The sequence below is a fragment of the Anaerocolumna chitinilytica genome, from assembly GCF_014218355.1.
GTDB lineage: Bacteria > Bacillota > Clostridia > Lachnospirales > Lachnospiraceae > Anaerocolumna > Anaerocolumna chitinilytica.
On sequence record NZ_AP023368.1, the window covers coordinates 2,398,530 to 2,410,653 of the forward strand.

The 12,124-nt window shown below is 38.7% G+C and carries 12 protein-coding genes; 11 read left to right on the top strand and 1 reads right to left on the bottom strand.

Going from position 1 to position 12,124, the window contains the following annotated elements:
- Nucleotides 1-77: 77 nt before the first annotated feature.
- The 9 genes from bsdcttw_RS10405 (at nt 78) to bsdcttw_RS10445 (ending at nt 9,949) form a co-directional block, all read left to right on the top strand.
- On the top strand, nt 78-1,049 hold the full coding sequence (locus bsdcttw_RS10405; RefSeq protein ID WP_185259302.1) for an ABC transporter ATP-binding protein: 972 nt from the start codon (nt 78-80) through the stop codon (nt 1,047-1,049).
- A gap of 137 nt (nt 1,050-1,186) precedes the next feature.
- Nucleotides 1,187-2,620 carry an extracellular solute-binding protein gene (locus tag bsdcttw_RS10410; protein WP_225903835.1) on the top strand — a complete coding sequence of 478 codons (1,434 nt, stop codon included), beginning with the start codon at nt 1,187-1,189 and terminating at the stop codon, nt 2,618-2,620.
- Nucleotides 2,621-3,048: 428 nt separating this feature from the next.
- Nucleotides 3,049-3,582: a hypothetical protein gene (locus bsdcttw_RS10415; protein ID WP_185259304.1), complete on the top strand. Its 534-nt coding sequence runs from the start codon at nt 3,049-3,051 to the stop codon at nt 3,580-3,582.
- On the top strand, nt 3,579-3,770 hold the full coding sequence (locus bsdcttw_RS10420; RefSeq protein ID WP_185259305.1) for a helix-turn-helix transcriptional regulator: 192 nt from the start codon (nt 3,579-3,581) through the stop codon (nt 3,768-3,770). The genes bsdcttw_RS10415 and bsdcttw_RS10420 overlap by 4 nt, the downstream gene beginning before the upstream one ends.
- Before the next feature lie 31 nt (nt 3,771-3,801).
- Entirely contained in the window at nt 3,802-4,203 is a 402-nt protein-coding gene (locus bsdcttw_RS10425; RefSeq protein ID WP_185259306.1) for a nuclear transport factor 2 family protein, read from the top strand.
- 148 nt (nt 4,204-4,351) lie between these two features.
- Nucleotides 4,352-5,125 (top strand): non-homologous end joining protein Ku, encoded by a 774-nt coding sequence (ku, locus tag bsdcttw_RS10430; RefSeq protein ID WP_185259307.1) that lies wholly within the window; start codon nt 4,352-4,354, stop codon nt 5,123-5,125.
- Nucleotides 5,126-5,129: 4 nt separating this feature from the next.
- Nucleotides 5,130-7,574, top strand: coding sequence for a DNA ligase D (gene ligD / locus bsdcttw_RS10435; RefSeq protein ID WP_185259308.1), 2,445 nt, complete (start codon nt 5,130-5,132; stop codon nt 7,572-7,574).
- 269 nt (nt 7,575-7,843) lie between these two features.
- Complete coding sequence (locus tag bsdcttw_RS10440; RefSeq protein ID WP_185259309.1) at nt 7,844-9,013, top strand: trans-sulfuration enzyme family protein; 1,170 nt, start codon at nt 7,844-7,846, stop codon at nt 9,011-9,013.
- Between the two features lie 21 nt (nt 9,014-9,034).
- Nucleotides 9,035-9,949: a PLP-dependent cysteine synthase family protein gene (locus bsdcttw_RS10445; RefSeq protein ID WP_185259310.1), complete on the top strand. Its 915-nt coding sequence runs from the start codon at nt 9,035-9,037 to the stop codon at nt 9,947-9,949.
- A gap of 40 nt (nt 9,950-9,989) precedes the next feature.
- Here bsdcttw_RS10445 and bsdcttw_RS10450 read toward each other — a convergent pair whose 3' ends face one another.
- Entirely contained in the window at nt 9,990-10,952 is a 963-nt protein-coding gene (locus bsdcttw_RS10450) for a helix-turn-helix transcriptional regulator (RefSeq protein WP_185259311.1), read from the bottom strand.
- Nucleotides 10,953-11,061: 109 nt separating this feature from the next.
- On the opposite strand from bsdcttw_RS10450, the gene bsdcttw_RS10455 reads away from it, so the two are divergent.
- Together bsdcttw_RS10455 and bsdcttw_RS10460 are read left to right on the top strand one after the other, a co-directional pair.
- On the top strand, nt 11,062-11,541 hold the full coding sequence (locus bsdcttw_RS10455) for a GyrI-like domain-containing protein (protein WP_185259312.1): 480 nt from the start codon (nt 11,062-11,064) through the stop codon (nt 11,539-11,541).
- A 22-nt stretch (nt 11,542-11,563) separates the two neighbouring features.
- The gene (locus bsdcttw_RS10460; RefSeq protein ID WP_185259313.1) at nt 11,564-12,028 is read left to right on the top strand and encodes a phage tail protein; all 465 of its coding nucleotides are present in this window, start codon (nt 11,564-11,566) and stop codon (nt 12,026-12,028) included.
- The last annotated feature ends 96 nt before the right edge of the window (nt 12,029-12,124 follow it).

Here is a 12,124-nt window from a genome sequence, read left to right on the forward strand (position 1 = left end):
CAAACTAACGTTTTACATACTCAAATGTGTGCCTGAACCGGAGGTTTGCAGGTACAGGAAAGGGTGTAGTTTTTAATATGTCAGAAAAACTGCTTGAAATAAAAAATATCAGCAAATCCTTCCATATAGGCGGGATGCTCAGTAAAAAGAAGCTTGTCGCCGTAGATGATATAAACATTGATATTGACGGTACGAAACCGGTCATTCTTTCCATTGTAGGTGAGTCCGGCTGCGGAAAATCTACCTTATGTAAGATGATACTCAGGCTCTATGATTACGACCAGGGTGATATTCGCTTGTCCGGAAGGTCCTATAAAGATCGTAAGCGATATAACCCATTTCAATTCAGGCTGGATGTACAGCCTATATTTCAGAATCCTTATGAATCATTCTCAATGAGGAAAACGGTTGATTCATACCTGTTTAATACCGCGCTGCGATTAAAAATCGCTAAGAACAGGAAGGAAGCTGAAAAGCTGATAGATGAGACTTTAAAGAGTGTGGGCTTATCCTTGGAAGTTGTTAAGGGTAAATATCCTACCCAGTTCTCCGGAGGAGAATTGCAAAGAGTTTCCATCGCGAGAGCATTAATTACAAGGCCTAAGATAATCATAGCGGATGAACCGGTTGCGGCGATTGATGCATCCATGAAAATGAATATTGTTAATTTGTTTAAAGAATTAAAAGATAAGTACAATGTTTCATTCATTTATGTTACCCATGATTTATCCACTGCTTATTATGTTTCAGATTATATTGCTACCTTATACCGAGGCTGTTTGATTGAATACGGTCCTGCAAAAGAAATCATGGATAAACCGGCTCATCCTTATACTGAACTGCTCATGAATGCAGTTCCCAGGGTAGGTGAGAAGTGGAATCAGGAAATGGTTATGCCGGATACAGAGGATAAAGAGTATGCAATCACCTATTGCAAGTTTGCACCCCGCTGTCCTTATGCGACGGAGGAATGCAGAAAGTCAAAGCCTGATTTAAAAGTTGCTGCCGATGGGCGGAAGGTGTTATGTTACCATCCTTTAAATGCATAAGATTTAGTAGATAAGTAGTAGTTAATCAGCCACAATGGTTTAGGTATATTACGCACACTGCAGACTGTAAATAGTTTATTAGACTACAAATATTTGTCAAACTGCAAACAGTCTTACAAACACAGATGGGGGTTATGATGAAAAAGTCATTGGGTATGTTGATGCTGGCTGTTATAATTTTTATATTAACCGCATGTATGAAATCAAAAAATACGGCGGATTCTGATGCAGATGCAAATGACTTACAGTCAAAAGACCGTAGTGAACATTATAGAGTCGCAACCAAAGATGTTGCTCTGACTAAAAAAAGCGTCATTACAGTCTCTTTCCGGGATGACGGACAGGGTGAAAATAGTGCCTTATGGAAATGGCTGCAGGCAGCTTTTGATAGTTTTGATAAAAGGGACAGCTGTGAACTAAATATTGCACCGATTACAGCATGTGAAGGTGATTATTTTTCAAAGATAGCTCTTATGCTACAGTCTGATAAAACTGCTCCTGACTTAGTAGCGGAGGATACCTTTCAACTTACAGCCGATGTGGAAGCCGGATACCTTACACCATTGGATAATTATCTGGCAAAATATGCAGAGTGGAATGACGGTACTTATTATGATACCCTAAAACCAGGTGTAACCGGTCCCGATAACAAAGTGTATGGTGTGCCTTATAATACTGATACCAGGGGCTTGTGGTATAACAAGGAGATATTTAAAAAGGCAGGCTTGCCAGAGGTTTGGCAGCCTAAGAGCTGGGATGATATTCTCTTTGCCTGTAAGACGATTAAAGAAAATGTTCCCGATGTAATACCCTTTTGGTGCAATTCTTCTGTTGCAACCGGCGAGGCAACGTCAATGCAGACATACGAGATGCTGCTTTATGGAACCGGTGAGGGCCTTCAGGATGATGGGACCGGTAAGTGGATTATATCCAGTCAGGGAATCTTAGACTCACTAACTTTTTTAGATACGATTTATAAAAGTGATTTCGGACCACCGCTTTCAAAGGTGTTAAACGGTCAGGCAAGTAATATATCAGCCAGAGAATATCTGCCTCAGGGTAAGGTTGTTATCTCTCTGGACGGCAGTTGGATTACCGGGAATTATCTGGAAACAGGTGCTTCTCCCTGGCCGAGATACAGCAGTGTCTTGGGTTTTGCTCCTATGCCAACTCAGAATGGTAAAGGCTCTGGTTACATAACAATGGCCGGAGGCTGGGCATGGTCTATTCCGTCCAAGTCAGATAACAAAGACATTACCATGGAATTTATCAAGCACTTAATGGAACCATCTGTTTACGTGGATGCGGTCATCGCACTTGGTAGTATAGGGTCAAGAACAGATGTCATGGAAAATGTAAAATATTCTGCTATGCCCTTCATGCAGACAGCTACAGATTATTTAAAAGTAGCCTTTTTTAGACCGAAAGACAGCAAATATGCGGCGGTTTCTGCAAACATTCAGACTATGGTGGAATCCGTTGTGTCAGGAACCAGTCCTGCAGATGCTATGGCAACTTATGGAGTGGAGGTTGCGCGTACTGTCGGGGAGGATCATGTAATAAATAAATAAGGATATGTTTATCAAAATTCATACATAATAGAAGTGAAAGATGAGTTGCAATCAGAAAGAATACCGCTAATAGTAAATGATGTGTTTTTATCATTACGTTAGAGGTATTTTTTTTTAGAAAATGAATTAAGCATTACCTTGACCTGATTTTAATCATATGAACAAAAGTGCCTTTTTGTTTACAAATATTCAATTGTCAATTATAAATATTACGTCTCGTTTTACAAAGTGGCATCTCGCTTTACAATTAACCACAATTAACCACGCATAACGCTTAATGCCAGTAAAATTTCACATTAAGTAAAAATAACAATACTTAATGTAATATATAGTTGACAAAATGCTATTGCTGTGTTATTCTCTAAATACAGTGATAGCATTTTAATGTTATTAAAAAAAATGAAAACAGGAAGGATTTGGTGTGGTTTATGAGTATCTATTTGAAAGCAGGTTTATTCGCAGGTTTTATTGTTGGATTGGTAGTTGTGGCTATTTTCTTAAGATTTACAAAAACTGATGGGGATTCAAAATGTAAATATGATGAGCGGCAGTCCAATATAAGAGGTAAAGCATACAAGTTAAGTTTCTTTACACTGATGATATATAATGTGTTATATGGCTTTGTGGATATGACTGTTGAAAAGCCTTTATTAGATACGATATCTGCTATGGTTATTGGAATTTGTTTATCCATAACAGTGAATATAGTATATTGTATCTGGAAGGACGCATATTTCTCTTTGAATGAAAATCCCAGAAAAGTATTAATTGGTTTTGGATTTATAGGTATATTCAACCTCGTTATTGGATGCATCAATATCATAAATGGGACGTTTGTAACAAATGGAATGGTAAACTTTCGAAGCTGTAACTTAACATGCGGTATTATGTTTATCGTGTTATTTGCCACACTTTTAGCTAAGAAAGTACGTTATGGAAAGGGAGAACAGGAGGCGGCATGAAAAATCTTAAGCTGAAATCAGCAAGAGCCGCTTTGGATATGTCCCAACAGCAGCTTGCAGATATTGTAGGAGTTTCCAGACAGACGATAAATGCTATTGAAAAAGGGGATTATAATCCTACTATTAACCTTTGCATTTCAATATGTAAAGCGGTCAATAAAACTTTGAATGAATTATTTTGGGAGTAGATGCTTGGTATAATCGAAAGGAATCATTAGGATGAATGAAAATCTAGACAGAATAAATAAATTTTTTGAAGCCTATGGCAAAAGGGATATGGAAAGTTTAAAAGAAGTTATTTCTGAAGATATTCATTGGATATTTCCAGGTAATAATAAACTAAGCGGGAACAAGATAGGTATTAGCGAAGTAATAGAATTCTTTGATATCATGGGCAGTATTATGGGCAGTTCCAATACACAGGTTGAAAAACTGGTTTTAGGAATCAGCGAGGATTATGTTTCGGAATGCCAGTATATTCATACCCAAAGAACAGATAACATTAATTTAAATCAGAATATGTGCGTACTTTGGAAATTCAGAGAAGGTAAAATTATAGAAGGACAACATCTAGTATCAGACCAAAAGGAAGCAGATTATTATTTTCAAAATGCAATCTGAACCTATTTCTATCTGATTCCACTATATGAAATATACGAATTGCCAGGTTTGTAAACATACGTATTCAAACCTGGCAATAAATCTTTGTAAACCAATTTCGAATAGTTATAATTTGGTTGGAAACAATAGTTCCAGGAGGTGTTTAAATATGATAACACGTAAATCGGTAATCACTTTTGGTATGGTAGCAATACCAATTGCTATGTACACGACAACACAGGATAATGATATTCATTTCAACCAATTGCATAAAAATGACAATAGCCGCATCCGGTATAAAAAGACTTGTGCCCATTGCGGGAAGGAAATTAATACAGGAGATATTGTAAAAGGCTATGAATACGATGATGATAAATATGTCGTCATAACAGATGAGGAGATTGAGAAAATAAAGACAGAAAAAGAAAAATCGATTCAGATTCTGCATTTCGCACAACTAAACCAAATCTCACCGGTATATTATGAAAAGACATATCAGGCAGTACCTGAGGCAGGAGGAGAAAAAGCATTTGAACTCCTTCGAAGCGCATTAATGGCGGAACAGAAAATAGCGATAGGCAAGACGGTAGTAGGTACAAAGGATACACTGATGGCAATTATTCCGCGAGAAGAAGGGGTTCTTATCTCTACAATGTTTTATGCTGATGATATCAAAGAGCTGCAAAAACAATACACCAAACCGGAGGTATCAGAGCAGGAGCTTAATATGGCTAAGACCTTAATCAATTCCATGGATACACCTTTTGATCCATCCAAATATAAAGATGAGTATCAGATCAGGCTCCGTGCTCTGATTGAGACAAAAATATCCGGTAAAGAAATTGTTGCTCCGGAGGCTGATAATACCGGTAAAGTAATAGATTTAATGGAAGCTCTTAAAGCCAGTGTAGAGAAAGCCAAGAGAGATAAGGAACCTGCGTGATTATATGGCCGGAAATTTAAGTGAATATAATCAAAAAAGGAATTTTGATAAGACCCTGGAGCCGGAAGGTGAAATAGCATATGCTGGTGAAAGTCTGAGATTTGTTGTTCAGCATCATTTGGCCCGCAGAGATCATTATGATTTTAGGCTGGAATGGGGAGGAGTGCTGCTTAGTTGGGCGGTGCCTAAAGGCCCTTCCTTTAATACACATGATAAACGGCTTGCGGTTCAGGTAGAGAACCATCCATTGGATTATAGGAACTTTGAAGGGACCATACCGAAGGGAGAATACGGCGGTGGAGTGGTCATGCTCTGGGATGAGGGATTTTGGGAGCCTTATGTAAATGTAGAAGATGGTCTTTTAAAAGGCGAACTCAAGTTTGTTCTGAAGGGAACAAGACTGAAAGGAAAATGGGCTTTGGTTCGTTTAAAGGCAAAAGATAATGAGTCAAAGGACAATTGGCTCCTGCTAAAGGAAAAGGATGAGTATGTCAAAACGTCGGACGGTATATCGGAGTTCACAACCAGTGTCAGAACCGGACGTACGGTAGAGGAAATAGAGAAAGGTGAAAATGAAAAACTAGTAAAGAACCCCTTTCAAAGCCTTGATGTACAGCTAGCCAAATTAGTAAAGGAAATTCCGGAAGGTGAGGATTGGCTTTATGAACTTAAATATGACGGTTATCGGATTATAGCATATGTGGAAGGCAATACCGTTCGGCTGATGACGAGAAATGGCAATGATTATACAGCCAGGTTTCAGGATATTGCTTCTTCCCTTAATGAGCTTGCTAATGGAAGAGCTATGGTACTGGACGGAGAATTAGTAGTTACAGATACCTCAGGAAAGACAGATTTTCAAGCGTTACAAAACTATATGAGAAATCCCAAAGGTCAGAATCTGACTTACATTGTCTTTGATCTTTTAGCACTGGATGGTGAAGATCTTCGTAAACTTCGCCTTACTGAACGGAAAGAGAAACTGGAAGTTCTCATGAAGGCAGCACCGAAAAGACTTTACTATGGCCGTTATGTAATAGGAATGGGCAAAGAGAGCTTTGCAGCAGCAGAGGAATCCGGTATGGAAGGAATTGTAGGTAAGAAAGTTGATTCCATCTATAGCGGAACACGAAACGGAGATTGGATAAAAATAAAATGTGAAAAGCGGCAGGAATTCGTTATCGGAGGTTATATACTGACGGATAAAAAAACAGAGGGAGTAAGCTCAATTATTCTTGGGGTTTATGAAGGTGAAGAGTTAATATATGCCGGACGTGCCGGTACCGGTATGAGCGAGGCTGACAGGAGGATGCTGGAGGGAAAATTCGAAAGTTTAAAGAGACAAGATTCTCCTTTCCGAAGGGAGCCAGAAACAAAATCGACGGAGAAGGTAACCTGGCTTGAACCGGTATTGGTAGCTGAAATCAAATTTGCCGAATGGACAAAAGAGAATCTGTTAAGGCAGGCAAGTTTTAAAGGCTTACGGATGGATAAGAACCCGAAAGAAATACGAAAAGAAAATGCAGAAGATGCTTTTTTATATCAATCATCCAGTGAAACGGCGGAGCAACCTATGGAAGGAAATTCAAAAAATATAATTATTCAAGAAGTAAAAATATCCAGCCCGGACAAGGCTATGTTTGATGACCCCATAATTACAAAAGCGGATGTGGCGAGGTATTATGAGAAGGTTTCAGCACGTATGCTGCCTCTTGCAGGTCAGAGAGTTTTAAGCATTGTATGCTGTCCCAAAGGAATAACACAGGCATGTTTTTTTAAGAAACATCCGGGGCCGGACAGCAAAGGAATCGCTACAATACCAATTACCAATAGTGACGGAGAGACAGAAGAATACTTTTATATCGAAAATGTATCCGGGCTTATTTCTCAGGTGCAGCTTGGCACCTTGGAATTTCATATCTGGGGCAGCCGCATTGACCAGCTTGAAAAACCGGATATGATGGTTTTTGATCTAGACCCGGATGTAGGAATGGATTTAAGTCAGGTACGTCAGGGGGTGCGGGACATGAGAAACATTCTCTCGGATCTTTCATTAAACTCCTATCTTAAGACCAGCGGCGGCAAGGGATACCATGTAGCGGTACCGCTTAAACCTTTCGCTGCCTGGGATACTTTTCATGACTTTTCAAAGCGTGTTGTGGAAGTAATGGAGCAAAAGTGGCCTGATCGTTACACAAGTAATGTAAGAAAAGCAAAACGTACAGATAAGATATTTATTGATTGGATTCGAAATGGCAGAGGAGCTACCAGTGTTGCACCCTATTCCATCCGAGCAAGAAAAGGCGCTAAAGTATCTATGCCAATTGCCTGGGAGGAACTTGATACAGTTGCTCCGGATGGTATAAGCATGGCAGATGCACTTAAAAGGATAGAGGGAGAGGACCCCTGGAAAGACTTTTATCAAAATAACCAGATGTTGAAATTATGACGTTTTATAGATATTACAGGATTATATATTATAAGCTAAAATAGTCCCTTTGCAAAATAGAATATTGCAGAGGGATTTTTTTGGTTATTAGAACTTTAAGGCTTTAAAATTACCTTAATACAATTATCTGCTTTTCAAGTATTTTATTGTAATGACAGATTCGAATATACACCTTTTTGTAAAAAAAGTTAACATCTTTATCTTAGATGAATATACTATATCATACTAATTCTCTATGAATAGTACACAATGAAGGGAGAGAGTAAAATATGAGCCATACCAGCAGTGTTTTAACAAATCTAATACATGGAGGAATTGATGGAGATGAAAGAACTGGAGCAGTGAATATTCCCATTTATCAGACCTCAACTTATAAGCAAATACATCTGGGGGAGCATAAGGGATATGAATATTCCAGGACTGGAAATCCAACCAGGGAAGCACTGGAAAAGCTGATTGCAGAGCTGGAAGAAGGGAAGTACGGCTTCGCATTTGCTTCCGGTATGGCGGCTACAACTGCAGTCCTTCATCTGTTTCAATCTGGGGATAAGATACTCATCTCAGAAAATGTATATGGTGGAACCTTTCGAGTATTGGATAAGGTTTTCAAACCTTTTGGTTTGTCCTATGAAATTGTTAATACCAGGGAGCTTAGTGCGCTAGAACAGGCAATTACCAATGAAGTAAAAGCTGTATTTATTGAAAGTCCTGCCAATCCATTGATGACAGTCACAGACATACAGACTGTGGCAGCTGTTTGCCATCATCATAACAAGCTTCTTATTGTAGATAACACCTTTATGACTCCATACCTGCAGCAGCCTTTGACATTAGGCGCTGACATAGTAATTCACAGTGCAACAAAGTACTTAGGGGGGCACAGCGATCTGATTGCAGGGCTTGCGGTTGTAAACAATCAGGAACTGGCTGATAAGTTATATTTCATACAAAATGCCACCGGTGGAATTCTTCAACCATTCGATTCCTTTTTATTAATAAGGGGTATAAAAACTTTAGGGATTAGAATGGACCGCCACCAGGAAAATGCGAGAAAGGTAGCAAATTGGCTTGTAAAACAAAAAAATGTTAAGAATGTATATTATCCGGGCCTGGAGTCTGACACAGGATATATTATCCAAAAAAAACAGGCTAAGGGGCCTGGTGCAATGATTTCTTTTGAGTTGGAAGACGAATTGGACATTCGGAAGTTTTATGATGGACTGCATCTCATTGCATTGGCAGAAAGTTTAGGAGGAGTTGAGTCCTTAGTATGCCATCCATCAAGTATGACACATGCTTCTATACCGGAAGAAATACGCAAAAGAGTAGGTATCACAGATAGGCTGATTAGACTTTCTGTTGGGATTGAGGATGTAAATGACATTCTAAAAGATCTGGAACAGGCATTAAAAACAGTGGATGATAAAGAAATCGATTAATCCGAAGCGAGGGGAAGGGTTATGTATTATAAGAATATTCAGCAATTAATAGGAAATACACCACTTGTAAAGTTGGAACATATCGAGCTGCCAAAGAAAGTTCAGCTATTTGCTAAACTGGAGTATTGGAATCCCTCCGGGAGTGTTAAGGACAGAACAGGGATCTATATGCTCCAGGATGCTGAGCGCAAAGGGATTCTCAAACCGGGTGGAACAATTGTGGAGGCTACAGCAGGAAATACCGGTCTTGGTATTGCAATGGCAGCATTAAACAAGGGTTATGAAATTATCTTCGTAATTCCAACAAAATTCTCTCAGGAAAAGCAAGCATTATTAAGGGCTCTTGGAGCAACAATTGTGAATACTCCCAGAGAAAAAGGGATGTTAGGAGCACAGGAAAAGTCTATTGAGTTAGTAAAAGAGATTCCGGGAGCAATATCTCTGAAACAATTTGAAAATCTCTCTAATCCTCTGGCACATTATGAAACCACAGGAAAGGAAATATACGAGGATTTGGATGGACGGATAGATTATTTTATTGCTGGAGCAGGGAGTGGGGGGACATTTACAGGCGTTGTAAAGTATTTAAAAGAGAAGAAGCCTGAAATAAGAGGAGTGCTGGCAGACCCAATTGGGTCCACCATGGGAGGCGGCGAACATGGTGATTATGACATTGAGGGAATCGGAAATGATTTCATCGCAGCCACCATGGATATGAGTTTAGTAGATAAAGTCTTGAAAGTTTCAGATAAGGAGGCTTATGAAGGAGCGCGCTTACTTGCCCGGAAAGAGGGGATGTTTGTTGGCTCTTCTTCAGGAGCAGCAATTGCCGGTGCAACAAAATTAGCAAAAGAAATTGGTGAAGGAACTATAGTAACTTTATTTCCGGACCGTGGAGACCGGTATTTTAGTAAAAATCTATATGATAATCTTTGATTATGGCGCAAACCTTTATATTAATTAGTATAAAGTGTATTTAATTAGAATAAATGTTAGCTCTAGCCTGTAAAGCTTCCAGCAGTCTCTCCGGGATTTCTTGAATCTTAATATCTTCACCCAGGAAAAGCAGCCAATTTATTATTTCAGTTAATTCATCCGGTTGATTCACATTGATGAAGGTTCGTAAGATAGCTGTGGTTTGATAGGGATTCGTAAAGGAGATTGTGATTGTAAGCGGGTGGTATTTCTTAAATTGTGCAATGGCTTTTGGACCTAATTCAATAATAAGGTTTATAGATTCCTCCTGCACACTTAGTTTAGCCAGGATTTTCTTCCTGCTGAGGCTTTTTTTAACAAGGTATGGTTTCACATCTATAAGATTGTCAACTGAGAATACTTTTTTCTTTTCTTCTTCTAAATCAAAGCCTTCAATCAGCCATAGGCTTTTTTCATGATACAGATGCAAGAGAAAAATTGCATAAGATTTTAATACCTTATCCTCATCTATAGTAATCAGCAGATAACTGTCTGAAAGCAGGAATTGTATTAGCTTTTCCAGCATTGGATGAGGGAGGTCTGAAAGATCAAGGAGGTCAGGATTATTGGGGTTGGTCCCCTCAAAAAGTAGAATCTGATTTAGAAGTACAAGATCATCCTGTTGATTTTCTGATATCAGACCCAGTAGTTTTTCTGCTAATGACTGCCGGCTCTTTAGATAGGGCAATTGTTGGTTCCTGGTAGCCATAAAGGCTATAAAAAGTGCTTTGACCTCATTGTCGGTAAAACGGACAATGGGCAGGACAGAGTTACGCATGACAAAATAACCACCTTCTCTGCCGACTTCTGCGACTAGAGGCATTCCCAAGGCTTCAATTTCTCTAATATCTCTGATGGCTGTTGAACGTGAGATATGAAATTCCTGCATGATTTCAGATATTGTAAAGTGGGTACGATTATTGATATACCGCATGATGATATTGATTCTTTCAACTTTTTTCATCGAAACTCCTAAACAGTATCAATTTTTGACATGATTTAAGGTTATAATATACCTATCAAATGAAGATGACAAGTCAATTGATTACTTTTTTAATAGAAAGGACAAAAATATGGCAGATTATACAATAGAAGAAAAAGATGGATTTAGCGTTGTAGGAATTGGAACAGAACTGAAAAGTAATTATACGGATTTTGCTGGTTTAAACAAGGAGAAAACTGACTTTTGGCAGGCTGTTAGTCAGGATGGAAGACTTGAGGCTCTAAAGGCAATAGCCATTAATGACTATATTTTTGCTGTAAATGAAGCAATCAATAACAAGATGATGCACTATGCCGGTGTTATGACGGAAGCCAAGGGACCGGAGGAAGCTAGGATTATTCAATTTCCCAAAGGTGAATATCTGGTTGTGAAAGGGGAAGGCAATACCTCTGATGAACTGGCGAATAAGCTTTCAGGTCTGGCATTTGGACAGGCTTTACCGGATGCAAAAAGCTACGCCTATGTTGGCGGCCCAAACACTACAGTAGAGATGAAAAGACAGAACGGTTTCATCTATGGTGAAATGTGGATTCCTGTTGTTCGAAAATAAATAATAAATAGGAGGTAATAATATGTCTTATATCGTTGATTTTAAAAATGTTTCTACCGTTGGGCTGGAATCTTCTCCTGTAGCTGAAGCCCTTGCAGGCTTACGAGCCAATGAAGCTCGTTATTACATGACCAAGTATAAACATGAATTTACGGTGGAACCGGCAAGCGAAAGCCAGGAAACACTAAATTACGTGAACCGGATATTAAAGGAAGAACGTGGAATTGAGTTTTCAGCCAAGCCTCTGGAAACATCACGTTTTCAAGTGGAAAATATAAAAATGGCTTATGTGTTTTATGAGGATGGGCTTGGAATTAATGTTATGTATACGGTTGATGATTCTAAAAAGCGAGCAGTTGGAATTAAACTCTCTGATGGGATGGAGATACCAAAGGAATTAGAGGGAAAATTTAAATTTGCCAGGCAGAAGTCTAAACTGGCAGGAACAATTCGCGGTTCTTTTTTTGTAATTAAAGGGGAATACTAGTAACCTCCCTTTATCAGATGGGAATTAAAAAAAATTTATTAATTGTGTATAAAATCCTGTTTATGGATAGATAATATAAAGAATGGTAATATTATA

What these genes read in the sequence shown, in the direction of transcription:
- bsdcttw_RS10405 (WP_185259302.1), top strand. Translation starts at nt 78, where the DNA reads ATGTCAGAAAAACTGCTTGAAATAAAAAATATCAGCAAATCCTTCCAT.
- bsdcttw_RS10410 (WP_225903835.1), top strand. Translation starts at nt 1,187, where the DNA reads ATGAAAAAGTCATTGGGTATGTTGATGCTGGCTGTTATAATTTTTATA.
- bsdcttw_RS10415 (WP_185259304.1), top strand. Translation starts at nt 3,049, where the DNA reads ATGAGTATCTATTTGAAAGCAGGTTTATTCGCAGGTTTTATTGTTGGA.
- bsdcttw_RS10420 (WP_185259305.1), top strand. Translation starts at nt 3,579, where the DNA reads ATGAAAAATCTTAAGCTGAAATCAGCAAGAGCCGCTTTGGATATGTCC.
- bsdcttw_RS10425 (WP_185259306.1), top strand. Translation starts at nt 3,802, where the DNA reads ATGAATGAAAATCTAGACAGAATAAATAAATTTTTTGAAGCCTATGGC.
- ku (WP_185259307.1), top strand. Translation starts at nt 4,352, where the DNA reads ATGATAACACGTAAATCGGTAATCACTTTTGGTATGGTAGCAATACCA.
- ligD (WP_185259308.1), top strand. Translation starts at nt 5,130, where the DNA reads ATGGCCGGAAATTTAAGTGAATATAATCAAAAAAGGAATTTTGATAAG.
- bsdcttw_RS10440 (WP_185259309.1), top strand. Translation starts at nt 7,844, where the DNA reads ATGAGCCATACCAGCAGTGTTTTAACAAATCTAATACATGGAGGAATT.
- bsdcttw_RS10445 (WP_185259310.1), top strand. Translation starts at nt 9,035, where the DNA reads ATGTATTATAAGAATATTCAGCAATTAATAGGAAATACACCACTTGTA.
- bsdcttw_RS10450 (WP_185259311.1), bottom strand. Translation starts at nt 10,952, where the DNA reads ATGAAAAAAGTTGAAAGAATCAATATCATCATGCGGTATATCAATAAT.
- bsdcttw_RS10455 (WP_185259312.1), top strand. Translation starts at nt 11,062, where the DNA reads ATGGCAGATTATACAATAGAAGAAAAAGATGGATTTAGCGTTGTAGGA.
- bsdcttw_RS10460 (WP_185259313.1), top strand. Translation starts at nt 11,564, where the DNA reads ATGTCTTATATCGTTGATTTTAAAAATGTTTCTACCGTTGGGCTGGAA.